Origin of the sequence: Pseudomonas sp. NPDC089428, assembly GCF_044749325.1 — a bacterium.
Classification (GTDB): Bacteria; Pseudomonadota; Gammaproteobacteria; order Pseudomonadales; family Pseudomonadaceae; genus Aquipseudomonas.
Genome location: NZ_JBIVHT010000023.1, coordinates 51,687 through 77,244 on the forward strand (window position 1 = coordinate 51,687; position 25,558 = coordinate 77,244).

Consider the following 25,558-nt stretch of genomic DNA (forward strand, 5'->3'; position numbering starts at 1 on the left):
CAAGGTATAGCAAGGGCTGTGCCACATTGTTGAATGCCCGGAAATACTGGGCTGTGACGGATTCACGTAATGGCGCGATGCCAGAAAAGCGGCAAAGTGCTTCCGCTTGGCGAAGGGAAAGCGGCAATTGCCGGGTGGCAAAAGCGGCAAAACAAAAAATTGACGTCAGATGTTGGAGGCGGGTGTATCGCGCTGGATGCGTACCGTTCAAGATCGAGCGTCGCCCGCGCGGCGCATCGCGAGCTACGCTCGCTCCTATGTTTGTTTCGGGCCAGTAACGCCTGTGCCGGGCGCGCACGACCGCCTTGTTGGCACGACGCGATATAGCGCCATGCGCCAAGGCGTTCGCGCGCAAATCCCCCAGGAATCATTGGCCCGAAACAAACGTAGGAGTACGTCGAAAGCCTTGCAGCGCCCTTGAGATCGAGCGCCGCCCGCGCGGCGCTCGATCTCACAGGCGCCAAATCCCTCCAGCCGTACCCCTCGCAGCATCAACCCAATCCCCAACGTCCCCACCAGCATCGAATCGACTTTTCCTACAACTGACTCAGGAACGTCCTACCCCCACCCCATGTTGTGATTCCCCTGCACAAAACTGGCAGGGAGACGCCTCATGCTGCTCTGGCACATCGTGCCCACCTGGCGCGATATCGAGTCACGCATCACCGATGAAATGGGCTATCAGGGAGGCGCCCATTTCCGTACCTACCTCAACGAAGAGGTGCCATCACTGGCCCTCCAGCTGCGCCGTGTCGACAGCGTTCGGCGCGCTTTCTACAAGGCCGAATGGGTAGCGGTCGAACTGCTGCGCCAGCGCTTCGCCGACCTCGACATCAAAAGCATCCTCAACGACCTGCTCGGCGTCGCCGAGCAGATGGCGATGATCGTCGCCGGCAGCGCCCTCACTGGCGGCCTGCTCGGTGCCGGCATCGGTGCCTTCGCCGGCGGCGTCGGTGCATTTCCCGGCGGGGTTGCAGGTACCGCCATCGGCTTCAAGGTCAGCGGCTGGATCCTCGGTGTGCTGGGCATCGCCTCCCTCGCCGAGTTCTTCGTCGACGGCTTGCCACGCATTGGCGAGTGCTACCTGGATGGCATTGGTATCGCCTGGGAAGGCCCACGCGGCGAACAAGGGCTGAGCGCGTTCAGCCAGGACAACCCGTTTGCCATCAATCAGGCCGCGCATTTCATTGCCACCGGGCATGTCGAAGTGGTGATGCTGCTGTTGGGTGCCATGGTGTCCTACCTCACCCGTGGGGGTGGCAATGCCGGTGTGCTTGCTCAGGAAATGGCCGCTAGCAAGAAAGGCGCGAGGATTGGGCAGTGGATGCTCAAACATGAGGAGGGGTTGAAGAAGCGGCCGGATTTGCAGGTGCCAGAGCGGCGCAAGGGAGCTGTAGGTGGGCGGGAACCAGAGGTGCCGAACACCCACAAGAATGACAACGGGCCGACGAAAAGCCGACCGGGCCACATGGCATTGCATCACGTTGAATGCTTTAAAACAGGCAAATTGCCGGAGTATAAAATAGGGGAATTCAAGCGCCAGTTGAATGGCCAGGAAGACGGGCTCAACTGGATGACGGTTGAGGAGTTTCTGGAGAATGTTTCGAGCCCGAGCAAGAGAAACTCTGGAACAGCAAAAAAAGCAAGGGAACGCTACCAAGGCTCCATCCAACAAAGCATTGAGAATGAGCTACAAAAAACTATGGATGCATTTGAGGCGCAGCAGGTCGCGATCGAAAAAACCTTGAATAGGATGTCGGTTTTAGCAGCACTACACAACCCAGATTTAATCGCGGGAGGCAAGGACGCGATCTCTGACTTCGGAGACCGTAAAGTTAATTCGACAATCGGGCCTCAGTGGAAATCAAAAATACCCAACTTGAAAAAAGCTGCCGAAACAGTCCCACCAGAGCTCCGAGGAACCACTCGAATGAACGTTAAACTTCACAAATGCTGAAGCGAGAAAATTAACATGGATAAGATTTTTGCAGCATTTATCGAAAAATTCGGCACCCCTATTGATCGCATAGAGGTACCACCCTCCACGATAGAACGGTACAAAGACAAACTTCCTGCAAAACTCTTGGAATATTGGTCCGAACACGGCTGGGGGGGCTACGGCGAGGGAATTTTCTGGCTGGTTAACCCACAGGAATATGAGGCAGTGGTCTCATCCTGGATCGATGGCACCAAGCTAGCGGAACACGACAATTATCACCTAATTGCACGCAGCGCGTTTGGCGACTTGTATCTATGGGGGGAAAATAGCGGCTTTTCACTTGAAATCACAAGCGTCAGCTCCAATTACATTTTCTATAGAACAGACTTTTCAAAAGAACAGTTAAACAATCACCTTCAAGGTTTCATTCTCTCAAGAAAAGTTGAATCGAACGACTTCAACGACTTGTTCAAACCCGCGCTAAGCACACTTGGCCCGCTTAAACATGATGAAATGTATGGTTTTTTCCCTGCACTCGCACTTGGCGGATCCGACTCTCTCAAGTTCTTGAAAAAAATCAGTGCCGTTGAGCATTTGATTTTCCTTGCTCAACTGACTGACCTAGAGCCGTATTTTTTCTCAGAAGTACCGAGTTGAGAATGTTGTCCAAATTTTTCAATTAGATCTGCTGCGCGCCTGTGGGGCGCACATCTGGGCTTGGTGAATAAAGCGAAATCAAGCGCCGCGCGGGCGGCGCTCGTTCGGACGGCCACTACAGAAGCACCGGAGTGTGCCTGGCGCGCCTCCTTCTCACTTCGCCTGGTAAATGATCCCCGGACTGCACTGGACCATCTGGTAGTGGTCCGGCAACCCGTTCAGCGCTTCCGAGGCGCCAAGGAACAGGTAGCCCCCAGGTTTCAGGGTGCCGTGGATGCGCATCAGGATGTCCTTCTTCACCTGCGCCGAGAAGTAGATCAGCACATTGCGACAGAACACGATGTCGAACTTGCCCAGGCTCGCATAGCTGTCGAGCAGGTTGAACGAGCGGAACTCGACGCGGCTGCGGATCGCCGGCTTGACCGCCCAACGCCCCGGCCCCTTGGTGTCGAAGTAGCGCTGCAGGCGCTCCTGGGACAGGCCACGGGCAATCGCCAGGCTGTCGTACTCACCGGTCTTGCAGTTGGTCAGCATCGAGCCGGACAGGTCGGTGGCAACGATCTGCGCGCCCATCTTCAACTGGCCCAGGTTACTGCGCTCGAATTCGTCGATGGCCATCGAGATCGAATACGGCTCCTGCCCCGACGAGCAGGCCGCCGACCACATGCGCAGGCGCTGGCCGGGGTTGTTCCTGATGAACTCGGGGATGACCTTGTTCTTCAACACTTCGAACGGGTAGGTATCACGAAACCACAGGGTCTCGTTGGTGGTCATGGCATCCACCACCTGCTCGCGCAGGCCGCCCCGCGGCTGGGTCTGGATGCGCTGCACCAGCTCGCCCAGGCTCTTGATGCCCTGCTGCTCCATCAGCTTGTTGAGACGGCTGGAAACCAGGTACTGCTTATTCTCGCCCAGCAGGATGCCACAGGCTTTTTCCAGGAATACCCTGAACTGTTCGAACTCCAAATTACCCGTAGACACTACTGCCGCCTCTTTTCAATCACTGGTGCCGGGAGCATGCCCCCGGGCTGCTTCAATGCGTTGCCTTGATCCGGTCGACCACGCGCTGGGCCAGGTCGTCCGGCTTGAACTTGGCCAGGAAATCATCGGCCCCGACCTTCTTGACCATCGCCTGGTTGAATACCCCGGACAACGAAGTATGCAGGCAGATGTGCAATTTTTGCATGCGCGGGTCGCTGCGGATCTCCGCGGTAAGCGTATATCCGTCCATTTCCGGCATTTCAATGTCGGAAATCATCATCAGGAACTCTTCTTCCGGCTTCTTGCCCTCGTCCACCAGCTTGCGCAGGTAGTCCAGTGCCTGACGGCCATCGTTGAGCGCCACCACGTCCACACCCACCGTCTGCAGGCAGCGGCTGACCTGCTTGCGTGCCACCGACGAGTCATCGACGGTCAGCACCCGCAGCAGCGTAGCCTTGTCCTGCACCTCGGCATCGACCACGCCGTCTGACACCGACTCGGACGACGGCGCCACTTCGGCCAGCACCTTCTCCACGTCGATGATCTCGACCATGCGGTTGTCGACCCGGGTGACCGCGGTCAGGTAGTGGTCGCGGCCAGTGCCCTTGGGTGGCGGATGAATCTCTTCCCAGTTCATGTTGACGATGCGCTCGACCGAGTGCACCAGGAAACCCTGGGTCTTGGTGTTGTACTCGGTGATAATCACGAAACTGTTGCGCGTTTCTTCCTGCAACCCTGGCAGGCCGGTCGCCATCGACAGGTCGAGGATCGGGATGGTCGCCCCGCGAATGTTGGCCACGCCGCGCACCACCGGGTGCGACTTGGGCAGCACGGTCAGCTCCGGGCACTGCAGCACCTCGCGGACCTTGAACACGTTGATGCCGTAAAGCTGCGCCCCGTTGAGACGGAACAGCAGCAATTCCAGGCGATTCTGCCCAACCAGCTGCGTGCGCTGGTTGACTGAATCCATTACCCCCGCCATGCCTGACTCCTTATGCTTTCTGCCTTTTTGGTGCTATGTGGTCACCAAGTCGGCACGGGCTTTGCTTTTTTGAGCGCCATGTACACGAAAACGACAAATTTCCGACGACTGACACACCTGCTGAGCGGCACGCTCGCCGTGCTGTGCCTGCTGGCACCCGGCGTTCGCACGCTGGCGGACGCGGTTACCTTGCCTGAACAGCTTATCGGTGTCACCCAAGGGTTTCTTGAATTCAGCGTCGAGGACTACCTGGCGACCACCCAGACCCCTGGACGCTACGAAATCCAGGTCAACCCGCTCGACCCGCGCCTGCGCATGCCGCTGTGCAGCCAACAGCTGGACGCCTCGCTGGAAAGTCCGGCGCAACCGCTGGGCCGGGTTACCGTGCGGGTGCGCTGCGACGGCAGCGCGCCGTGGACCATTTTCGTGCCGGCAACGGTCAGGCTGTTCCGTGACGTGGTGGTGGTGACCCGCCCGCTCAAGCGTGACAATGTCGTTGGCGAAAACGACGTAGCCCTGCGCGAGCGCGATGTCGGCACGCTGCCCCAAGGCTTTCTCACCGACCTCGACCAGGCGGTTGGCATGAAGATGCTGCGCCCGACAGTGCTCGACCAGGTCCTCACGCCGCAGCACCTGGAGCAAGCCGAGGTGGTGCGCAAGGGCGACCACGTGGTGATCACCGCACGCAGCGGCCCGTTGAGCGTGCGCATGCCGGGCGAAGCCTTGGCCAAGGGTGGCCAGGGCGAACAGATCCGGGTGCGCAACCTCAATTCGCAGCGGGTGGTGAAGGCCCGGGTCACCGGCCCAGGCCAGGTCGAGGTCGCCATGTAGATTACGCTGGCGGTGTGCAACTGCTTTTCCTAAACTGTGCGGAAACGGGTTCGCGAGCTTGCTGACAGGCGGCTATGCATTTGTGCCTAAAGTTTCTTTCGGGTTGGCCGAAAACAAGGCAAGCGTCCAAATACCCAGAGGTTTCTGATCATGGTCATCGACTTCAGTCGTTTGAATAACTCTCCGTCCATCACGGGCGGCGTTCGTGGCAATGCCACGTCTGGCAACGCCGAGAAAACCGGCGAAACCCAAGAAGCGCCAAAAAGCGCCAGCGCCAGCGGGGAAGCGGTACACCTCAGCCAAGAGGCCCAGCAGTTGCAAAACGTCAGCGACAAGCTGCGCGACCAGCCCGTCGTCAACAGTGCCCGCGTGGCGCAGTTGAAACAGGCGATCGCAGACGGCAGCTACCAGGTCGATGCCGGCCGGGTCGCCAGCAAACTGCTCGATTTCGAAGCCCAGCGCTGACCGTTCGGCGCGCTGACTTCACGGACGCTATGTAAAGCCAAGAGTTAGCCATGCACGACATCACTTTGCTGCAACTGATCGAAGACGACATCGCTCCGACCCAGGAACTGCTCGACCTCCTCCAGCAGGAGTCGGTGGCCCTGCACGGCCGCGACATGGCGCCGCTGGAGGGCATCCTGGCCCGCAAGCAGTCGCTGATCGTCCTGCTCGAGCAGCAAGGCATGCGCCGCAACAACCTGCTCACCAGCCTCGGCCTCAGCGCCAATCGCGCCGGGGTACAGGCATTGGCGGCGCAGTCAGACAACGGCGAACTGATCCTGCAGCAACTCGATGTGCTGAACCAGTTGATGAATGACTGCCAAAAGGTCAACGAGACCAATGGCCGGATCATCCAGGTGCAGCAACACGTCACGGCCAACCAGATCAGAATCCTCCAGGGCGGTGAAGCACCTTCGCTCTACGACAGCCGTGGCACCACGTCTCCACTTGCCAAGCCCCGGGCGCTCAGTCAAGTGTGATTACTTCTATCAAGGCACGGAACATACTGGCAAAATGCCGTTACTTGCGTGTGTCGTTTTTGCCTGGAGATTGAAAACCCGTGTTCAATGAAACCGATGCCCCGCAACCGCCAAAGGTGCTGACCACGCCCTTGGAGATCGCGGCCAACCTGCGCCAGCTGCAAGACAGCCATGATCCGTTGATCATCACTTTCCACGAGCGCAGCCAGCGGTTCCAGAGCTACGTGGTACACGTGGACCGTGACAGCAACACCCTGGCACTTGACGAGATGATCCCGCGCGACGGCGAAAAATTCATCGAGAACGGCGAACCGTTCCGCGTCGAAGGCTTCCACGACGGCGTGCGCATCGCCTGGGAATGCAATCACGAGCTGAAGATCAGCGAAGTCGACGGCCACCGCTGCTACCGTGGCGCGATGCCGCAAGAGATGACCTACCACCAGCGCCGCAATGCCTTCCGCGCCGCGCTGAAGCTGTCGCAACTGGTCGACATCATTCTCGACGGCAGCTACCTGAAGGGCAACGGCGCCCTGCGCGGCAAGCTGCTGGACATCTCTGCCACCGGTTGCAAGCTGCGCTTCGAGGGTAATGTCGAAGACCGCCTGCAACTGGGCCAGGTGTACGAGCGCTTCAAGGCCAGTAACCCGCTGGGCCTGGTGGATACCATGGTCGAGCTGCGCCACTTGCACTACGAAGAGCGGATCAACACCACCTTCGCCGGCGTACGCTTCCACAACCTCAATGGCCAGGCACAGCGCAAGATCGAGAGTTTTGTCTACCAGTTGCAGCGTGAGGCGCGCCGGTTCGACAAAGACGATTATTGATTCCGGCGCGGATGGGCGTCATTGCAACGCCCATCCCCCAAGACCGCTTTTGCCTCAGGTTACAAACCTTCCTGCTGCCTTCAGCGCAGCCCTACGCCGATCGTACCTGCTCGCACTCACTACCGAGTGCCCATTGAGCAGGAGACTTTATGAGTCCTAGCATATTCACGGCGGAACTGGATTCCAATAAAGGAACGATCGGGGTGGTTGACTCCACCCTCAATCCACGGCTGGACGGCTGGCTATGCCACAACCGTCATAAACAGTTCTCGCCCATGAGGTTTACGTTCACTTTTCAAGGTGAGCATAACGGGGACAGGTCCTACCACATCAGCGCAGCAGAGGGTTGGGCCTATGCCGGCGCATTGGTCCAGTCAAGTAATAGCGGGTGGGTGGGGCTATACGGGATTGGTGTAGTCGGCAGGCTTGTGGATTATGTGCTGGCGGCCAACTCCCGGGGCCCCGATCCACGCTGGAGAATGCAAACTCTGGCCGATTGGGACGGTGATTTGAAGACACTGGAAAACGTTGAGTTTCATTTGCTGGATCGGTATGGCCAGGCAATGTCGATGGAAACTTACCAGCACGAGTCCATCTCACCGTCAGGCGAAATCGGCAAAAGACCGACTGTCAGTACTTCATTCGCCGACTATGTGAGCGTTAATAAGCAAGCCCAAAACAAGAAGTTAAGTTTCAAACTGCGCGACATTCGCAGCGCCTGACAGCCGACTAATGGGCAGACTACCAACTTCAGCTCCAGTTTCTGGCGATCTGTCGCAGCCTGCGCCCTAAGTAACGCCACCTCCGGGTGGCGTTCTTGATCGGGCGACCGATCTGAAACGCTTCCAGCTGATGACGCAACAGGCGATTGCCTAGCGTTGCAAGCCCCACCCCCATTTCCAAGGGCATCGGTGTACAGGAGGCTTGATGATCCGCGCTAATTTCACCGCAGAACTGCATTGCAGCCATGGCCAGATAGGCGTAGCCGACACGGACGAGTTCAACAACCCGACATTCCAGGAAGACCAGGACGGCTGGTTGTGCGCCCACGACTCACGGCCACCGAGGTTCGGCTTCAAGCCCGTGCTGTTCGCATTCCAGTTCATCAAGCAAGAAGTCGAGCGCAGCTATTACTACATCTACGCTGCGAACAATTGGGACTACCGGGGCGCCAGGCTGGAGCAGAACAAAAATGGCTGGCTAGGTCTATACGGCACCCATGTGGCGGGGCGCATCATCGATGCGTTCAACCCGGCCAATCTGTTGCGCAATCAGGATGCATGGAAAATCCAGACGCTGCAGCCATGGGATGGAGACCCTGCAACCGCCGAAGGCATCGAGTTTTACCTGCGCGACAGGAACGGCCATCGTGTTTCAGAGGTAGGCGAGCAGCGCTACTATCGGGGATACCAGCATACGTTCCTGTTTCTGCATGCAGGGGACCGTGAAGGGGAAATACTGAAGTTCACCTTGCGCAACGTGACACTGGCCTGAGCCACCCTGCGGCAGCTGGCTGGCCGCAGATGAACCCTACCCAGCCAGCACTACCTGCCTCAACTTGACTTGTCCACCTCGGCCTCTGCCTCGGTGGCCGCCTTTGCCCCCTTCTGCTCCTCGGCCTCGGTATCTTCCGCCGCCACCGGCGCCTGCATCACCTCCTGCACGGTCTGCTCATCCACCCGAGGGTCGAGTGCCGCTGACAAGGGTGAACCGGCCGCTGGCATGGCCACGTGGCCCAGCGGCGCATCCTGCACCTGGTGCAGCCCGGTAACCGCCTTCGGCCGAATGCGCCACACCAGCACCAGGGCGAAGAACGCGAAGAACGCATAGAGCATCTGCGCCCCCAATACCTTCATCAGCACCCCCGCAGCCAGCGGCCCGATACAGGCGCCCACGCCGTAGGTGACCAGCAGCATGGCGGTCAGTGACACTCGTCGCTCGCTCTCGACGTGGTCATTGGAAAACGCCACCGCCAGTGGGTACAGGCAGAACTGCAACAGCGAAATCACGAAGCCGATGCCGAACAGCGCCTCCAGCGGCACGCTCGGCAAAATCGCCAACGGTGCCGAAGCCAGCGCCAGGCCCACTGCGACGCTACGGATCAGCACCGCACGGTCATAGCGATCGGACAACCAGCCCAACGGCCACTGCACCAGCAGCCCGGCAAAGATGCAGCACCCCATGAACAGACCGATCTGTTCGGTCGACATCCCCTGGCTGGAGGCATACAGCGGCGCCAGGCCATAGAACGACCCGACGATCAGCCCCGAGCCAAGCACCGTACTGAGCGACTGCGGCACCCGCTTGATGAAGAACTTCGGCTCCATCGGTGCCGGGCGCAACGGCGCCGGGTGGATGCGCCGGGTCATCGCCACCGGCACCAGGCACAGGGCGAAGCACATGGCGACCAGCATCAGCAGTTCCGGGCCCAGTTGCGGGTGCACCACCAGAATCAGCTGGCCGAGCACCAGGCCAAGATAGGAAGCGATCATGTAGCCGCTGAACACCGCACCGCGGTGCTTGGCATCGGCCTGCTCGTTGAGCCAGCTTTCGATGACCATGTACTGGCACATCATCCCCAGGCCGACGATCATCCGCAGCCCGACCCACACCGGCAACCAGCTGGTCAGCCCATGGCCCAGCACCGCAGCGCCGACGATACCGGCGCAGGTGGCATAGGCACGGATGTGCCCGACCCGGCCGATCAGCCGGTGGCCAACCTTGCCGCCCACGGCCAGGCCGAAGTAGTTGGCCGCCATCAGCGCACCCACCCACAGGCTGTCGACATGATCGGCCGCCAGGCGCAGCGCCAGGTAGGTACTGAGCAGGCCTGAACCGATCAACATCATCAAGGCGGCGAAATACAACGACTGAAAGGGCTTCCAGATGTTTCGCATACGTCCCGTCGAACTCCCTGGTCAGGTGGCGTTGGCTTGCTGGCAAGCATAAAAGCAAAATGGCCGCGGCGCAGTCCCCTGCCCAACAAATAGCCGGCCAGGGGCGCGTCCAGTGCCGGATATGTCGCGATCAGGCCTGCGCCGCCAGCACGCGCCGCTCCCATGGCGTGATTTCGTTGAAGAAGTCCGTCAGTTCGAGGGTCTTGCTGGCGATGTAGCCTTCGATGAACTCGCTGCCGAACAGTTCCCGCGCCAAGGTGCTGCGCTTGAGGCGCTCAAGGGCCGCATGCAAGGTGCACGGCAGGCTCAGGTGCTCCGGCACCTCGAACTCACCCTGGATCGCCGGGGTTGGCTGCAGGCGCTGCTCGATGCCGTGCAGGCCGGCGGCCAGGCTGGCGGCGATGGCCAGGTAGGGGTTGGCATCGGCGCCGGGCAGGCGGTTTTCCACCCGCCGGGCCACCGGGGCACTGGCCGGAATGCGCAGGCCGGCAGCACGGTTGTCCTCGGACCAGCAGGCATTGTTCGGCGAGGCATACGGATGGCACAGCCGCTGGTAGGAGTTGACGTTGGGTGCGAACAGCGCGGTGAAGTCGGCCATGCACGCCTGCTGTCCACCAATGAAATGGTAGAAGGTATCGGTCGGCTGGCCCTGCTCGTCGTTGAACACGTTACGCCCGCTGGCGATTTCCACCAGGCTCTGATGGATGTGCATGGAGCTGCCAGGTGTATGTGCCAGCGGTTTGGCCATGCACACCACGTTCAGGCCGTGCTTGAGCGCCACCTCCTTGAGCAGGTGCTTGAACAGGAAGGTCTGATCGGCCAGCAACAGCGGGTCGCCGTGCAGCAGGTTGATCTCGAACTGGCTCACGCCCATTTCGTGCATGAAGGTGTCGCGGGGCAGGCCCAGGGCCGCCATGCACTGGTAGACCTCCTGAAAGAACGGGCGCAGGCCATTGTTGGAGCTGACGCTGAACGCCGAATGGCCAAGCTCGCGGCGGCCATCCTTGCCAACCGGTGGCAGGAAGGGTTGCTGCGGATCGGTGTTGGGGGCGAAGACGAAAAACTCCAGTTCGGTCGCCACCACCGGTGCCAGGCCCAGGGCAGCGTAGCGGGCAATCACGGCCTTGAGCTGCCCCCGCGTCGACAGCCCCGAAGGCCGGCCATCGAGTTCGTTGGCGTCACAGATGGCCAGCGCCAGGCCCTCCTCGCTCCACGGCAGGCGGTGGATCTGCGCAGGTTCCGCGACCAGTGCCAGGTCGCCGTCGTCGCTGCCGTAGAAGCGCGCCGGCGGGTAGCCGCCCATGATGCATTGCAACAGCACGCCCCGGGCCATCTGCAGGCGGCGGCCTTCGAGGAAGCCTTCGGCAGTCATCACCTTGCCGCGGGGGACGCCGTTGAGGTCGGGGGTGACGCATTCGATCTGGTCGATGCCCTGAAGGAGCTCTACAGGCGAGCGGTGGGCGGCGGTGGTCATGACGCTTGTCCTTGTTGTTATAGGCTGACCACAACATAGGCTTGGGGTGTTTAAAATATCAAGCACCTGCTTTCAGGACCGAGTCGCCTGCTTCGCGGGCAAGCCCGCTCCCACAGGAACGGCACAGATGCCCAAGCTTGTGGTATCCCTGTGGGAGCGGGCTTGCCCGCGAAGCGGCCGGCGCAGGCAACCGCTATTCGCGCAAGGTCATGCCATTGGAAGGCAACGGCAACGCCGTCTTGTAGCGCACCTGCTTGAGGGCAAAACTGGAGCGAATATTGGCCACCCCCGGCAACCGTGTCAGGTAATCGAGAAACCGCTCCAGCGCCTGGATGCTCGGCAGCAGTACCCGCAGCAGGTAGTCGGGGTCGCCTGTCATCAGATAGCACTCCATCACCTCGGGCCGCTCGGCGATCTCTTCCTCGAAGCGATGCAGCGCCTGCTCGACCTGCTTTTCCAGGCTGACATGGATGAACACATTCACATCCAGCCCCAGCACCTCCGGCGACAGCAAGGTCACCTGCTGGCGGATCACCCCCAACTCTTCCATCGCCTTAACCCTGTTGAAACATGGTGTTGGCGACAGGTTCACCGAACGCGCCAGCTCCGCGTTGGTGATGCGGGCGTTGTCCTGAAGGCTGTTGAGAATGCCGATATCGGTACGATCGAGCTTGCGCATGAGACAAATTCACCGGTTTTTTGTGTTTATCCGGAATGTTTATCTCCCCCGCCAGGCAAAGGCAATCAACTTGAGAGAAAAATTCTCCTGCCCTCCCACTAAGATGTAAAAGACGCTGACCTACCAGTCACAAGCCGGTACTCAGCGGCGGCCGCTTCAGAGCTCACAAAAACAACATCCGAGCGAGCGTAAAAAGCATGAACGAGTACGCCCCCCTGCGTTTGCATGTGCCCGAGCCCACCGGCCGGCCAGGCTGCCAGACCGATTTCTCCTACCTGCGCCTGAACGACGCAGGGCAAGTCCGTAAACCCCCGATCGATGTCGATGCTGCCGACACCGCCGACCTGTCCTACAGCCTGGTCCGCGTGCTCGACGAGCAAGGCAACGCCCAAGGCCCATGGGCCGAAGACATCGACCCGCAGATCCTGCGCCAAGGCATGCGCGCCATGCTCAAGACGCGCATCTTCGACAGCCGCATGGTGGTTGCCCAACGCCAGAAGAAGATGTCCTTCTACATGCAGAGCCTGGGCGAGGAAGCCATCGGCAGCGCCCAGGCGCTGGCGCTCAACCGCACCGACATGTGCTTCCCCACCTACCGCCAGCAGAGCATCCTCATGGCCCGCGACGTGTCGTTGGTGGAGATGATCTGCCAGCTGCTGTCCAACGAGCGCGACCCGCTCAAGGGCCGCCAGCTGCCGATCATGTATTCGGTACGCGAAGCCGGTTTCTTCACCATCAGCGGCAACCTGGCGACCCAGTTCGTGCAGGCGGTCGGCTGGGCCATGGCCTCGGCGATCAAGGGCGATACCAAGATCGCCTCGGCCTGGATCGGCGACGGCGCCACCGCCGAGTCCGATTTCCACACCGCCCTCACCTTCGCCCACGTCTACCGCGCCCCGGTGATCCTCAACGTGGTCAACAACCAGTGGGCGATCTCCACCTTCCAGGCCATCGCCGGTGGCGAGCAGACCACCTTCGCCGGCCGTGGCGTAGGGTGCGGCATCGCCTCGCTGCGGGTTGACGGCAACGACTTCGTCGCCGTCTACGCTGCCTCGCGCTGGGCCGCCGAACGTGCCCGCCGCGGCCTTGGCCCATCGCTGATCGAGTGGGTCACCTACCGCGCCGGCCCGCACTCGACCTCGGACGACCCGTCCAAGTACCGCCCGGCCGATGACTGGAGCCACTTCCCGCTGGGCGACCCGATCGCCCGCCTGAAGCAGCACCTGATCAAGATCGGCCATTGGTCCGAGGAAGAACACCAGGCCACCACCGCCGAGTTCGAAGCCGCGGTCATCGCGGCGCAGAAGGAAGCGGAACAGTACGGCACCCTGGCCAACGGCCACATCCCGAGCGCGGCCTCGATGTTCGAGGACGTGTACAAGGAAATGCCTGACCACCTGCGCCGTCAGCGCCAGGAACTGGGGGTCTGAGATGAACGATCACAACAACAGCATCAACCCGGAAACCGCGATGGCCACCAGCACACTGACCATGATCCAGGCCCTGCGCTCGGCCATGGATGTCATGCTTGAGCGCGACGACAATGTGGTGGTCTACGGCCAGGACGTCGGTTACTTCGGCGGCGTGTTCCGTTGCACCGAAGGCCTGCAGACCAAGTACGGCAAATCGCGCGTATTCGACGCCCCGATCTCGGAAAGCGGCATCGTCGGCACCGCCGTGGGCATGGGCGCCTACGGCCTGCGCCCGGTGGTGGAAATCCAGTTCGCCGACTATTTCTACCCGGCGTCCGACCAGATCGTCTCGGAAATGGCCCGCCTGCGCTACCGCTCGGCTGGCGAGTTCATCGCCCCGCTGACCCTGCGCATGCCTTGCGGCGGCGGCATCTACGGCGGCCAGACCCACAGCCAGAGCCCGGAAGCGATGTTCACCCAGGTCTGCGGCCTGCGCACGGTCATGCCGTCCAACCCGTATGACGCCAAGGGCCTGCTGATCGCCTCGATCGAATGCGACGACCCGGTGATCTTCCTCGAGCCCAAGCGCCTGTACAACGGCCCGTTCGACGGCCACCACGACCGCCCTGTCACGCCTTGGTCCAAGCACCCGCAAAGCGCCGTGCCGGACGGCTACTACACCGTGCCGCTGGACAAGGCGGCAATCACCCGCCCTGGCAACGATGTCACCGTGCTGACCTACGGCACCACGGTCTACGTGGCCCAGGTGGCTGCAGAAGAGACCGGTGTCGACGCCGAAGTCATCGACCTGCGCAGCCTCTGGCCGCTGGACCTGGAGACCATCGTCGCGTCGGTGAAGAAGACCGGCCGTTGCGTGGTCGTGCATGAAGCTACCCGCACCTGCGGCTTCGGCGCCGAACTGGTGTCGCTGGTGCAGGAGCACTGCTTCCATCACCTCGAAGCACCGATCGAGCGCGTCACTGGCTGGGACACCCCCTACCCTCACGCACAGGAATGGGCTTACTTCCCAGGCCCTTCGCGGGTAGGCGCGGCATTGAAACGGGTCATGGAGGTCTGAATGGGCACGCACGTCATCAAGATGCCGGACATTGGCGAAGGCATCGCGCAGGTCGAGTTGGTGGAATGGTTCGTCAAGGTCGGCGACATGATCGCCGAGGACCAGGTGGTGGCCGATGTCATGACCGACAAGGCCACCGTGGAAATCCCTTCGCCGGTCAGCGGCAAGGTGCTGGCCCTGGGTGGCCAGCCAGGTGAAGTGATGGCGGTCGGCAGCGAGCTGATCCGCATCGAAGTGGAAGGCAGCGGCAACCATGTGGACGTGCCGCAGGCCAAACCGGCGCAAGCGCACAGCGCGCCCGTTGCGCCCAAGCCAGAAGCGAAAGCGCCACAGCCGGTGGCCTACCAGGCCCCCGAGCAGCACGCCGAAGCTCCGATCGTTCCACGCCAGCCGGGCGACAAGCCGCTGGCCTCGCCGGCAGTGCGCAAGCGCGCCCTGGATGCCGGCATCGAGCTGCGCTACGTGCATGGCAGCGGCCCGGCTGGGCGCATCCTGCACGAAGACCTCGACGCCTTCATGAGCAAGCCGCACAGCCCTGCCGGCCAGGCGCCGAGTGGCTATGCCAAGCGCACCGACAGCGAGCAGGTGCAGGTGATCGGCCTGCGCCGCAAGATCGCCCAGCGCATGCAGGACGCCAAGCGCCGTGTTGCGCACTTCAGCTACGTGGAAGAGATCGACGTCACCGCCGTGGAGGCCCTGCGCCAGCAGCTCAATGCCAAGTACGGTGACACGCGTGGCAAGCTGACCCTGCTGCCGTTCCTGGTCCGCGCCCTGGTCGTGGCCTTGCGCGACTTCCCGCAGATCAACGCCACCTACGACGACGAAGCCCAGGTCATCACCCGCCACGGCGCGGTACACGTGGGCATCGCCACCCAGGGTGACAACGGCCTGATGGTGCCGGTGCTGCGCCATGCCGAGGCCGCCAGCCTGTGGGCCAATGCCGGCGAGATCGCGCGCCTGGCCAACGCCGCACGCAACAACAAGGCCAGCCGTGAAGAACTGAGCGGCTCGACCATTACCCTGACCAGCCTTGGCGCACTCGGCGGCATCGTCAGCACACCGGTGGTCAACACCCCGGAAGTGGCGATTGTTGGCGTCAACCGCATCGTCGAGCGCCCGGTGGTGATCGACGGCCAGATCGTCGTGCGCAAGATGATGAACCTGTCCAGTTCGTTCGACCACCGGGTGGTCGATGGCATGGATGCCGCGCAGTTCATCCAGGCCGTGCGTGGCCTGCTCGAACAACCTGCATGTCTGTTCCTGGAGTGAGCATGACCCAGATCCTCGACACCACCCTGCTGATCATCGGCGGCGGCCCCGGCGGCTACGTAGCCGCCATCCGCGCCGGGCAACTGGGCATCCCCACCGTGCTGGTCGAAGGCCAGGCCCTCGGTGGCACCTGCCTGAACATCGGCTGCATCCCGTCCAAGGCGCTGATCCATGTGGCCGAGCAGTTCCACCAGACCACGCGCTTTGCCGGGCAGTCGCCACTGGGCATCAGCGTGGATACCCCGCGCCTGGACATCGGCCAGAGCGTGGCCTGGAAAGACGGCATCGTCGACCGCCTGACCACCGGCGTGGCCGCCTTGCTGAAAAAGCATGGGGTCAAGGTGATTCACGGCTGGGCGAAGATCCTCGACGGCAAACAGGTCGAGGTCGATGGCCAGCGCATCCAGTGCGAGCACCTGCTGCTGGCTACCGGCTCGAACAGCGTCGAACTGCCGATGCTGCCGCTCGGCGGGCCGATCATCTCCTCCACCGAAGCCCTGGCGCCCAAGGCCCTGCCCAAGCACCTGGTGGTGGTGGGCGGCGGTTACATCGGCCTGGAACTGGGCATCGCCTACCGCAAGCTGGGCGCGCAGGTCAGCGTGGTGGAAGCGCGCGAACGCATTCTGCCGACCTATGACAGCGAACTGACAGCGCCGGTGGCCGAATCGCTGAAGAAACTGGGCATCGCCCTGCACCTGGGCCACAGCGTCGAAGGCTACGAGAACGGCTGCCTGCTGGCCAGCGATGGCCAGGGCGGGCAACTGCGCCTGGAGGCCGACCGGGTGCTGGTGGCCGTGGGCCGCCGGCCACGGACCCAAGGCTTCAACCTGGAATCCCTGGAGCTGAAGATGAACGGCGCCGCCATTGCCATCGACGAGCGCTGCCAGACCAGCATGCGCAACGTCTGGGCCATTGGTGACGTGGCGGGCGAGCCGATGCTCGCCCACCGCGCCATGGCGCAAGGTGAGATGGTGGCCGAAATCATTGCCGGCAAGACCCGGCGTTTCGAACCTGCGGCCATTGCTGCGGTGTGCTTCACCGACCCGGAAGTCGTGGTCGCCGGCAAGACACCGGAGCAAGCCAGCCAGCAAGGGCTGGACTGCATCGTCGCGCAGTTCCCGTTCGCCGCTAACGGCCGGGCCATGAGCCTGGAATCGAAAAGCGGTTTTGTGCGGGTGGTGGCGCGGCGTGACAACCACCTGATCGTGGGCTGGCAGGCGGTTGGCGTGGCGGTATCGGAACTGTCCACGGCGTTCGCCCAGTCGCTGGAGATGGGCGCACGGCTGGAGGATGTGGCCGGGACCATCCATGCTCACCCGACATTGGGCGAGGCGGTGCAGGAAGCGGCACTGCGCGCGCTGGGCCACGCACTGCATATCTGACACTGAAGCGGCCGAGGCCGATTTGACCCGCTGCGCCCCAGGCGCCGCGGGTCTTTTTTTGCGGGTCGCTAGCGCACGTCAGACGCGGAAGTAGCCCACCGACGAATCGAACGGCAGGCGCTTGAGTTCGATCTTGTTCAGGTCCAGCACGTCACGCAGGGCCTGGGTCTCGCCCGGGAAGTTGCGGTAGGCCACTTCGTCCAGCACCACGATCGCGCCCTTGGGCATGTACGGCAGGAAGGTTTCCAGCGCCACCTTGGTCGATTTGTACAGGTCGGTGTCGAGGATCAGCATCGCCACCACCAGGTCCGGGCGAGTCTTGACGAAGGCCGGCACGGTTTCCAGGATGTCGCCCTTGACGATCTCGCAACGCGGGATGCGGTTGACCGGACGGATCAGGTCGTTGGCATCGATCATGTCCTGGATCAGGGTCTCGTCGGTGTCGGAGAACATGCTTTCGTTGATGTCCGCCGGGTCCTGTTCGGCATCGATGCTGGCAAAGCCGCCGAAGGTGTCGAAACCGATGATCGAACGGTTGATCGCATAAGGCTCGAGAATCATCGACAGCTGCATGTACAGCATCAGCGAGTTGCCTTTGTACACACCACACTCGACGATGGCGCCGGGAATATCCTGGACCATCTTGAACAGTTCGATGCGCGACAGTGCAGCAGTCACGGCGATACGGTTGGCGAACACGAACGGTGCATCAGCCACGTATTGGGCATCGACACGGCTCAGCACGCTGGCGCGCTTTTCGTTGTACTCGACCTCGGCAGCGGTCAGACGACGCTTGGTCATGGGTTAACTCCCTGGAATTGCGAAAAGTCGCTGGCATTGAAAAAGTCTTTGAAGCCGGCCTCTGCGTCCGAACAGCCGTTGTCGACGTTCGGTGCGCCGCGCTTGTGCAGCAAGTCTTGCAGGTGGATCAGGCGGAAGTCCACGCTGAAGCGCACCTTGTCGGTGAAGTTGGCCACGGTACCGTGCAGGTGGGCACCCGAGAAGATCAGCATCTCGCCACTGTTGGCCGCCACGCGCAGCTCGGCGCTGGTGTCGATGTCTTCCAGCGGCACCGGGTGTACGCGCGTCTCTTCGGTGATGTTCTGCGACGCCTTGTGCCGCTGCACGTTGATCCAGTCGTTCAGGCTCCACTGCGCCGAACTGTTCTGCACCGGCCGCTCGAAATATGCCGGGTTGATCATCATGGTCTGTTCGGGTTCGATGCTGTACACCGGCATCCAGGTGTTCACCTGGCTTTCGACGCTGCCGTACCAGGTATCCCGGTGTGGCTTGTAGGCGTAGCTCACGCCCGCATGCAGGTAGTCGTAGTTCGGCACCACGCGCACCCGCGGCACGTCGAAGATGTAGTCCTTCGGGTCGGCGCCGATTTCGCGGATGAAATCGCGGATCAGTGCCTTGGCTTCGGGGCCATTGGTGAACTGGCGCTTGAGGGCGGTGACGCGCTCGACGAAGGTTTCCACCGGCATCATCTTGTGCAGCGACTGGTGATCGGTCTCACCCTCGAATGCGGCGGTGATGCTCTGCCGGGCCAGGGCGCACAGGTGATGCGCATTGCCAAGGCCGGTCTCAAGGAAAATATCGCCCTTGAACAGCGCACCCCGGTAGTCCGGCTTGTTTTTCACCTGGTTGACATAAAGATTCATACTTGCCCCTTCAGAACTCTTTGAGACCAATGCCCACCGCAGGTTGCGTCGACCGGCAGCGGGGCATGAATTGAAGTGGACGCAAGGCGACGCACCCTGCCGCTGCGGGCAGGAACTCCAACCATTGGCGATACGGATGCATTGCCCGTACCCAGTGACCTATGAGTCGGCATGCTGACAGGAAACTTTAAGCCGCGCGCGTACCGGCGATCAGGATCCGCGTCAGCAACCCCAACCGGTATCCCAACACCGCCGCCCGATTCAATCGCAAATGGCGTTCTTGCCCGTGCCCTTGGCCCGGTACAAGGCCTTGTCAGCCCGGCCCAAGAGGTCCTGCTGACCCTCGCCGTCCTGCCACTGCACCACGCCATAGCTCATGGTCAGCCGGCATTCACCCACCGGTTCGAGCCGCTCCATCACCCGGCGCAGCTGCCCCGCCAGCTCGAGCGCCTCGCCCAGCGTGGTCTGCGGCAGCACCATGACGAATTCGTCGCCGCCCCAGCGCGCCAGCAGGTCGAGTTCGCGCAGGCTGGCACGCAGGTTGTCCGCCACCTGGACCAACGCCGCGTCACCCCGGGCATGGCCATAACGGTCATTGATCGGCTTGAAATCATCCAGGTCCATGGCAATCAGCGCCAGCGGCTGGCGAAAACGCTTGGCCCGTTCGCACTCCTGCTGCAAGGTCTTCTCCAGCCGATAGCGATTGGCAATCCGCGTCAGCGCATCGCGCTCGGCCAGAATGCGATTTTCGTCAAGCTGGCGCTGCAGCTGCTGGTTGACCCACGACAGCTCACGGGTGCGCTCGACCACCTGGGCCTCCAGCGAATGGTTCTTCTGCTCCAGCTGCTCGACCAGGCGCTTGCCCGCATCGATATTGCGGTGCGCGCCGAGCATGCGGGCTACCGAGCCATCTTCGTTGCGCTCGATGATATGGCCACTGTCCTCGACCCACAGGTAACTGCCATCGTGGCAGCGGCAGCGGTACTCGATCAGATAGCGCTCGTTGCGCTGGTTGATGTAGGCCTCGAAATGCGCCATCACCCGTGGATAGTCCTCGGGGTGGATCACGCTTTCCCAGGTGAACACGGTGTTGGCCTTGGAATGGTTTTCGTAGCCGAGCATGGCGTACCAGCCGGGGTTGCGATAGACATAGCCGGTATTGGCATTCCAGTCCCAGATACCATCGCTGATCAGCTCGAACAGTGTGGCCAGCTGCTGTTCACTGAAGCCGGCAGGTGCCGGCGCTGCTTCCTGACTCATGGACGCTCTCCCTGGTGTCCAGCAACTGCGCCCCGATCAAGGTGCTGCCGACAGTGCTTTTTTTTTTGCCGCAGGCGGCAACGTGCTTCCTCTGACAGGCAAGCATATGCCTGGTGACCGGCCACCGGAATAGCCTGAACGTCCTATTTTCGCGGCCTGCACGGCTGGCATGGGTTTTGCCCCACTCCCCAGGCTTTGCAACGTCCAAGGAGGAGAACATGGCAATCACCCTCAATGGCCTGGGTTGGCAGGCCACCGTGCACCAGCAGCAGCGCATCAACCATGACCAGGCGCAAGCCGAGCTGGTGCCGTTCCGTGCGCCGCTGGCCACCAGCAATGCGTCCGCGCAGCAGAACAGCCAGGGCAGCACTTCGCAGCAGAATGCCGACGATGCCCGCGAAGAAGCCTTCGCCAAGCTCAAAGTGATGCTGCAGAACCCTGACCTCGCCGCTCGCCAGCAGGCCGGCGCCAGCACCCAGGAAAGCGGTGATGCCGTGCAGGCCTTCCACGACTACATGGCCAAGTCGCCGGAAGAGAAGATCAAGGAAAAGATCCTCCAGGAACTGGGCCTGACCGAGGACGAATACAACGCCCTGCCACCTGAGCAGCAGGCCAAGGTCGATGAGCAGATCGCCCAGCGAATGAAGGAAGACGTCGAGATCAAGACCCAGGCCAAGCTGGCCGGGCAGACAACGCAAGCCGAGTTGGTTTGAAACCTGGGTGAATCGCGCGACAGGGTTTCAGGCCTGGTATCTTCAGGCCTGAAATATCATCAATATGTGTTGTTACCAAGCCATGCGGGTTTTACCTTGAGCGGGCCTGACCAATTTCCAAGGAACCCACATGCCTTGCAAAAGCGCAATGCACGCATTCACCGAGGGAGTGCGCGCAGTTCTGCCACTGATGACCGGCATGGTGCCCTTCGGCCTGATCACCGGGGTGACGGCCATCGGCATGGGTATGTCGCCACTCGACGCGATGGGCATGACCCTGCTGTTCTATTCCGGTTCAGCGCAGATGGTGGTGCTGCAACTGCTGCACAACGGCGCACTGCCGCTGACCATGGTGGTCACCGCCCTGGTGATCAACCTGCGCTTCCTGATGTACAGCGCCGCCCTGGCCCCGCACCTGAGCGACCTGCCACGGCGCAAGACCTGGTCGTTGTCATACCTGCTTTCCGATCAGGCGTTCGCCCTGTGCAGCCTGAAATTCGGCGCCGACGGCCTCGGCCGGTTTGCCTTCCCCTACTACATGGGGACCGCCTTGCCGATGTGGTTCGGCTGGAACCTGGCGGTGCTGGCCGGCGTGTACCTGGGAGGCGGCATCCCGGAGTCCTGGTCGTTGGGCTTTGCCATTCCGCTGTCGTTCCTGGCGCTGCTGGTGCCGGGCATCCGTAACCCGGCCATGCTGGGCGCGGCGGTGGTCGGCGGTGCGCTGGCGGTGCTGGCACACGACCTGCCCTACAACCTCGGCTTGCTGGTCGCCTCGCTGGGCGGGGTGATCAGCGGGTTGACCCTGGAACAGCTGCGCAAGGGCGCACGCGTGACAGCGGAGGCGCCATGACCGACATGAACCCCTGGATCACCTTTGCCCTGATTGGTCTGGGCACCTTTGCGATACGGCTGTCGTTCATCGAGTTCTACGGTGCCTTGCGCATTCCGCCAATGTTGCGCCGCGCGCTGGTGTATGTGCCGGCCAGTGTATTGGCCGCGCTGGTGCTGCCGGCCGTGGTGTTCAGGGCCGGGCAGCCGGGTATCGACTGGGGCAACCCACAGATACCGGCGGCGATCGTGGCGGGGCTGGTTGCCTGGCGGACACGCAGCACATTGCTGACCCTGGTGGTTGGCATGGGGGTGTTGTGGGGGTTGCAGTATTGGGGGGTGTGATCGGCTGAGGATCGCATCGTGGCCTCCCTGTGCCAGCCACAAGAGTTGTGGCGCCTGTGAGATCGAGCGCATCGTTCGCAGTGATATCTTCTGCGCTATTGAGATCGAGCGCCGCCCGCGCGGCGCTCGATCTCACAGGCGCTGCAACTCTTGAAGCGGGCACATGGATGCCCTGATGCCACTTCAAGACAATCCCCTAGCTGCCCCACCCCACCTCCCGGCCAGTAATGCCCCGTCAATCCGCCACCAGGCTAAACCTGTTCCGCCCACCCCGCTTGGCCTCATACATCGCCTTGTCTGCCAACGCCAAAGCCTCCTCGGCACTCTGCGGATCATGCCCGGACAAGTTCAGGTAAACCCCGATACTGGCACCGACAGCCACTTCACCACCTTCCACCTGGACCGGCGCCGACAGCACATCGCACAGCTTGCGCGCGATATCCCGGGCTGACGCCTGGTTGGCCACGGCCTGGGCGATGACCACGAACTCGTCACCCGCCAGCCTGGCCACCGTGTCGTCCGTACGCATGATCGCCAGCATGCGTCCCGCAGCAGCCTGCAACACGGCATCACCTGCGTCGTGCCCGTACTGGTCGTTGACCTGCTTGAAACCATCCAGGTCGATGAAGAACAAGGCAAAGGCGGCCCGCTGCTGCAGGGCGAAATCAAGCTCCTTGTGCAACGCCACCCGGTTGGGCAATCCGGTCAACGGGTCGAGCGTGGCCTGGTCCAGCAGGGTCTTTTCCTTGTGCTTGCGCTCTGTCACGTCCAGCGACATGACGAAAAAGCCCTCCACCTTGCCGTTGCGGATATCGGGCACATAGGACGCATGCCAGATCCGCGTATCGTCTGGGCTGTAGCGCACGTTGTCGGCCTCGACCCGCTCCCCGGCCAAAGCCTTGCGGAAGCAAGGCAGCAGTTGCTGGTACACCTGCGCCGGGAGCAGATCCTGCACCTTGCGGCCCCTGAGCTCGGTGGGCTCGACGCCGAAGACCTGGCGGTACACGGCATTGTTGAAGCGGTATTCGAGGTCGGTGCCGATCTGCGCGATCAGCACCGGAATATTGTCGGCGATGGCCTGCAGGGTTTCCTGGCTGCGGGCCAGTTCTTCGGTGCGCTGCGCCACCTGCTGTTCGAGGGTCGCCTGATAGCGCTGCAATTGCTGCTGGCGGCGCTTGCGCTCGCTGATGTCACGCACGAACACCACCATGTGCTCGATGACACCGCAATCGTTGCGCAGCGCCGACACACTCAGTTCGCTCCACAGTGCGGCGTTGCCGCCGGTAATCAGCCGCACCTCGAGAAGCAGCGAATCCTGCTCGCCGGCCACCATGCGCTGCCAAGGCTCGTCCAGCTTGGCCAGGTCCTGCGGCGCGATCAGCGCGCTCAGCGGAGTCAGTACCAGCCACTCCTTGGTCTGGCCCAGCAGCTGGCAGAATTCGCGGTTGGGTTCGAGGATGCGTCCGTCAAGGCCAACCAGTGCCTTGCTGGTCGGACTATTGTCGAACACTCGGCGAAAGCGCGCCTCGGAGGACACCAATGCACCCTGCTCCGCCTGCTGCACCGCGCTGCCCGAGTCGATGGCCAGGCTACGGTGCAGCATCTCGCGCTCGACGATCCGCGCCAGGTCGCGCAGGTGCGCCAGTTCGGTTTCCGACACCCGCCGCGGCCGGGTGTCGAGCACGCACAGGGTGCCCACAGTCAGTTCGCCGGCAAAGCGCAGCGGCACCCCGGCGTAGAAGCGGATGCGCGGTCCACCAGTCACCAGCGGGTTGTCCACGAAACGCGGATCGGCGCTGGCGTCCGGGATCACCAGGATGTCCTCGGCATGCAGGGCATGGGCACAGAACGCCACATCTCGCGTGGTTTCGGCCACATCGATGCCCTGGCGCGACTTGAACCACTGGCGATTCATGTCGACCAGCGACACCAGGGCCATGGGCACATCGAGCAGCACACTGGCCAAGCGGGTGATGCGGTCGAAGGTTTCCTCGGCCGGGGTATCGAGAATGTTCAGGCTCTCGAGAAAACACAGGCGGGCTGCCTCGTTGAGAGGCGACGGGGCAATTTGCATGACGACACGCTCGACAAAATCCTGACCCGCAAACGATAGCGCTGCAACGCTCAAGCGCAAGCCTTTCATTACTTCTATCAAACCCCTCAAGCCGTATAATCGCGTTCTTTTGTAAGCCTAAGACGTATTTTCATGAAGAAACTGCTTTGCGCCGTCGCACTCGCCTTCGCCGCCATCCCCGCCGCCTTCGCCACCCCACCCGCCACCTTCACCGAAGCCAAGGTGGTTGCCAAACAGAAGATCTACCTCGACCAGGGCAGCAGCGCCATGGGCGAGTTGTACTGTGGCTGCAAGTGGACCTGGGTCGGCAAGTCCGGCGGCCGGGTCGACCTGAAGTCCTGTGGTTATGAAACCCGCAAGCTGCAGACCCGCGCCGAGCGTACCGAGTGGGAGCACATCGTCCCGGCCTGGACCTTCGGCCACCAGCGCCAGTGCTGGCAGAACGGCGGGCGCGAGCACTGCGTGGACAGCGACCCGACCTTCCGCGCCATGGAAGCCGACCTGTTCAACCTCTACCCATCCGTGGGCGAAGTGAACGGTGACCGCAGCAATTTCAATTACGGCATGGTGTCCGGCGTGGCGCCGCAGTACGGCCAGTGCACCACCAAGATCGATTTCCAGCAGAAAACCGCCGAGCCACGTGACGAGGTGAAGGGGCTGGTGGCACGCACCACGTTCTACATGTTCGATCGCTACAAGCTGAGCATGTCGCGCCAGCAGCAACAGGTGCTGATGGCCTGGGACAAGCAGCACCCGGTAACGGCCTGGGAGAAGCAGCGTGATCAACGGATTGCCGCGATCATGGGGCACAACAACCCGTTCGTGACCGGCGAGCGCAAGTGGGCACTGGGGTATACGCCCCAGGGCGCGGCTGTGGTGCCGGCTACGGCAGTGAAAGAGGCGGCCAAGCCGACACTGGCCAGTGCGGTGGCGGGTGGCGCGGTAGTGGGCAACCGCAATAGCCATGTGTATCACCTGGCCAGTGGTTGCCCGGGGTACAGCCAGGTTTCGCAGAAGAACCAGGTGGCGTTTGGCACGGAGGCCGAGGCGCAGGCGGCGGGGTATCGCAAGGCGGGGAATTGCAAGTAACGGCGTAAGGTGTGTGTGGGCGTCAAGAGGTGGTCGCCTCGATACCTTCTGCGGTTTTGAGATCGAGCGCCGACTCGTTCGCCTCGACATCTTCTGCGGTTTTGAGATCGAGCGCCGCCCGCGCGGCGCATCGCGGATAAATCCGCTCCTTGTATGTTGTGTCTGGCCTAACGAGAGAGGTTATGCTCGTTGGGCTA

General features: G+C 62.0%; 25 protein-coding genes. 16 read left to right on the forward strand and 9 right to left on the reverse strand.

Features of this window, described 5'->3' with window-relative positions; translation table 11 throughout:
- Positions 1 to 613 precede the first annotated feature (613 nt).
- Positions 614 to 1,957, forward strand: coding sequence for a DUF6861 domain-containing protein (locus ACIPZ5_RS25970; RefSeq protein ID WP_400811354.1), 1,344 nt, complete (start codon positions 614 to 616; stop codon positions 1,955 to 1,957).
- Between the two features lie 15 nt (positions 1,958 to 1,972).
- Positions 1,973 to 2,596 carry a GAD-like domain-containing protein gene (locus tag ACIPZ5_RS25975; RefSeq protein ID WP_400811355.1) on the forward strand — a complete coding sequence of 208 codons (624 nt, stop codon included), beginning with the start codon at positions 1,973 to 1,975 and terminating at the stop codon, positions 2,594 to 2,596.
- A gap of 153 nt (positions 2,597 to 2,749) precedes the next feature.
- Here the strand turns inward: ACIPZ5_RS25975 and cheR are convergent, their stop codons facing one another.
- Both cheR and ACIPZ5_RS25985 read right to left on the reverse strand, forming a co-directional pair.
- Positions 2,750 to 3,577 carry a protein-glutamate O-methyltransferase CheR gene (gene cheR, locus ACIPZ5_RS25980; protein ID WP_343596165.1) on the reverse strand — a complete coding sequence of 276 codons (828 nt, stop codon included), beginning with the start codon at positions 3,575 to 3,577 and terminating at the stop codon, positions 2,750 to 2,752.
- 52 nt (positions 3,578 to 3,629) lie between these two features.
- Positions 3,630 to 4,559 (reverse strand): chemotaxis protein CheV, encoded by a 930-nt coding sequence (locus ACIPZ5_RS25985; RefSeq protein WP_400811356.1) that lies wholly within the window; start codon positions 4,557 to 4,559, stop codon positions 3,630 to 3,632.
- A gap of 78 nt (positions 4,560 to 4,637) precedes the next feature.
- On the opposite strand from ACIPZ5_RS25985, the gene flgA reads away from it, so the two are divergent.
- The 6 genes from flgA (at position 4,638) to ACIPZ5_RS26015 (ending at position 8,691) form a co-directional block, all read left to right on the forward strand.
- The gene (gene flgA / locus ACIPZ5_RS25990) at positions 4,638 to 5,390 is read left to right on the forward strand and encodes a flagellar basal body P-ring formation chaperone FlgA (RefSeq protein ID WP_400811358.1); all 753 of its coding nucleotides are present in this window, start codon (positions 4,638 to 4,640) and stop codon (positions 5,388 to 5,390) included.
- Positions 5,391 to 5,540: 150 nt separating this feature from the next.
- On the forward strand, positions 5,541 to 5,855 hold the full coding sequence (gene flgM / locus ACIPZ5_RS25995; protein WP_261943182.1) for a flagellar biosynthesis anti-sigma factor FlgM: 315 nt from the start codon (positions 5,541 to 5,543) through the stop codon (positions 5,853 to 5,855).
- A gap of 50 nt (positions 5,856 to 5,905) precedes the next feature.
- Entirely contained in the window at positions 5,906 to 6,373 is a 468-nt protein-coding gene (locus ACIPZ5_RS26000; RefSeq protein ID WP_343596171.1) for a flagellar protein FlgN, read from the forward strand.
- Between the two features lie 80 nt (positions 6,374 to 6,453).
- Positions 6,454 to 7,197 carry a flagellar brake protein gene (locus tag ACIPZ5_RS26005; protein ID WP_261943180.1) on the forward strand — a complete coding sequence of 248 codons (744 nt, stop codon included), beginning with the start codon at positions 6,454 to 6,456 and terminating at the stop codon, positions 7,195 to 7,197.
- Between the two features lie 149 nt (positions 7,198 to 7,346).
- Positions 7,347 to 7,919 (forward strand): hypothetical protein, encoded by a 573-nt coding sequence (locus tag ACIPZ5_RS26010; protein WP_400811360.1) that lies wholly within the window; start codon positions 7,347 to 7,349, stop codon positions 7,917 to 7,919.
- 205 nt (positions 7,920 to 8,124) lie between these two features.
- On the forward strand, positions 8,125 to 8,691 hold the full coding sequence (locus ACIPZ5_RS26015) for a hypothetical protein (protein ID WP_343596176.1): 567 nt from the start codon (positions 8,125 to 8,127) through the stop codon (positions 8,689 to 8,691).
- 59 nt (positions 8,692 to 8,750) lie between these two features.
- Here ACIPZ5_RS26015 and ACIPZ5_RS26020 read toward each other — a convergent pair whose 3' ends face one another.
- From ACIPZ5_RS26020 to bkdR, 3 genes are all read right to left on the reverse strand, one after another.
- Positions 8,751 to 10,094, reverse strand: coding sequence for an MFS transporter (locus tag ACIPZ5_RS26020; RefSeq protein WP_343596178.1), 1,344 nt, complete (start codon positions 10,092 to 10,094; stop codon positions 8,751 to 8,753).
- Between the two features lie 130 nt (positions 10,095 to 10,224).
- Positions 10,225 to 11,466 carry a glutamine synthetase family protein gene (locus ACIPZ5_RS26025; protein WP_343596309.1) on the reverse strand — a complete coding sequence of 414 codons (1,242 nt, stop codon included), beginning with the start codon at positions 11,464 to 11,466 and terminating at the stop codon, positions 10,225 to 10,227.
- A gap of 295 nt (positions 11,467 to 11,761) precedes the next feature.
- A complete protein-coding gene (gene bkdR, locus ACIPZ5_RS26030) occupies positions 11,762 to 12,247 on the reverse strand; it encodes a Bkd operon transcriptional regulator BkdR (protein WP_012315571.1) in 486 nt (161 codons plus the stop codon).
- A 197-nt stretch (positions 12,248 to 12,444) separates the two neighbouring features.
- Here bkdR and ACIPZ5_RS26035 point away from each other — a divergent pair, with 197 nt between their 5' ends.
- The 4 genes from ACIPZ5_RS26035 to lpdA are packed head-to-tail and all read left to right on the forward strand — an operon-like array spanning position 12,445 to position 17,388.
- Positions 12,445 to 13,677, forward strand: coding sequence for a 3-methyl-2-oxobutanoate dehydrogenase (2-methylpropanoyl-transferring) subunit alpha (locus ACIPZ5_RS26035; protein WP_054886333.1), 1,233 nt, complete (start codon positions 12,445 to 12,447; stop codon positions 13,675 to 13,677).
- Position 13,678: 1 nt separating this feature from the next.
- A complete protein-coding gene (locus ACIPZ5_RS26040; protein ID WP_261943177.1) occupies positions 13,679 to 14,737 on the forward strand; it encodes an alpha-ketoacid dehydrogenase subunit beta in 1,059 nt (352 codons plus the stop codon).
- Positions 14,738 to 16,006 carry a dihydrolipoamide acetyltransferase family protein gene (locus ACIPZ5_RS26045; RefSeq protein ID WP_400811363.1) on the forward strand — a complete coding sequence of 423 codons (1,269 nt, stop codon included), beginning with the start codon at positions 14,738 to 14,740 and terminating at the stop codon, positions 16,004 to 16,006.
- A 2-nt stretch (positions 16,007 to 16,008) separates the two neighbouring features.
- Entirely contained in the window at positions 16,009 to 17,388 is a 1,380-nt protein-coding gene (gene lpdA, locus ACIPZ5_RS26050; RefSeq protein WP_400811365.1) for a dihydrolipoyl dehydrogenase, read from the forward strand.
- A 78-nt stretch (positions 17,389 to 17,466) separates the two neighbouring features.
- On the opposite strand, the gene ACIPZ5_RS26055 is transcribed toward lpdA, so the two are convergent.
- The 3 genes from ACIPZ5_RS26055 to ACIPZ5_RS26065 all read right to left on the reverse strand — a co-directional run bounded on the left by ACIPZ5_RS26055 (position 17,467) and on the right by ACIPZ5_RS26065 (position 20,312).
- The gene (locus ACIPZ5_RS26055; RefSeq protein WP_145189508.1) at positions 17,467 to 18,189 is read right to left on the reverse strand and encodes a TylF/MycF/NovP-related O-methyltransferase; all 723 of its coding nucleotides are present in this window, start codon (positions 18,187 to 18,189) and stop codon (positions 17,467 to 17,469) included.
- Positions 18,186 to 19,052 (reverse strand): hypothetical protein, encoded by an 867-nt coding sequence (locus ACIPZ5_RS26060; protein WP_400811367.1) that lies wholly within the window; start codon positions 19,050 to 19,052, stop codon positions 18,186 to 18,188. The genes ACIPZ5_RS26055 and ACIPZ5_RS26060 overlap by 4 nt, the downstream gene beginning before the upstream one ends.
- A gap of 261 nt (positions 19,053 to 19,313) precedes the next feature.
- Complete coding sequence (locus tag ACIPZ5_RS26065; RefSeq protein ID WP_400811369.1) at positions 19,314 to 20,312, reverse strand: diguanylate cyclase; 999 nt, start codon at positions 20,310 to 20,312, stop codon at positions 19,314 to 19,316.
- Positions 20,313 to 20,530: 218 nt separating this feature from the next.
- Here ACIPZ5_RS26065 and ACIPZ5_RS26070 point away from each other — a divergent pair, with 218 nt between their 5' ends.
- The 3 genes from ACIPZ5_RS26070 (at position 20,531) to ACIPZ5_RS26080 (ending at position 22,198) form a co-directional block, all read left to right on the forward strand.
- Entirely contained in the window at positions 20,531 to 21,025 is a 495-nt protein-coding gene (locus ACIPZ5_RS26070) for a hypothetical protein (protein ID WP_400811371.1), read from the forward strand.
- A gap of 130 nt (positions 21,026 to 21,155) precedes the next feature.
- Positions 21,156 to 21,875, forward strand: coding sequence for an AzlC family ABC transporter permease (locus ACIPZ5_RS26075; RefSeq protein ID WP_400811373.1), 720 nt, complete (start codon positions 21,156 to 21,158; stop codon positions 21,873 to 21,875).
- The gene (locus ACIPZ5_RS26080; protein WP_400811375.1) at positions 21,872 to 22,198 is read left to right on the forward strand and encodes an AzlD domain-containing protein; all 327 of its coding nucleotides are present in this window, start codon (positions 21,872 to 21,874) and stop codon (positions 22,196 to 22,198) included. The genes ACIPZ5_RS26075 and ACIPZ5_RS26080 overlap by 4 nt, the downstream gene beginning before the upstream one ends.
- Before the next feature lie 235 nt (positions 22,199 to 22,433).
- Here ACIPZ5_RS26080 and ACIPZ5_RS26085 read toward each other — a convergent pair whose 3' ends face one another.
- Positions 22,434 to 24,272, reverse strand: a complete 1,839-nt coding sequence (locus tag ACIPZ5_RS26085; RefSeq protein WP_343596201.1) for a diguanylate cyclase domain-containing protein — start codon at positions 24,270 to 24,272, stop codon at positions 22,434 to 22,436.
- 132 nt (positions 24,273 to 24,404) lie between these two features.
- Here ACIPZ5_RS26085 and ACIPZ5_RS26090 point away from each other — a divergent pair, with 132 nt between their 5' ends.
- Positions 24,405 to 25,361 (forward strand): endonuclease, encoded by a 957-nt coding sequence (locus ACIPZ5_RS26090; protein ID WP_343596203.1) that lies wholly within the window; start codon positions 24,405 to 24,407, stop codon positions 25,359 to 25,361.
- Positions 25,362 to 25,558: the final 197 nt, after the last annotated feature.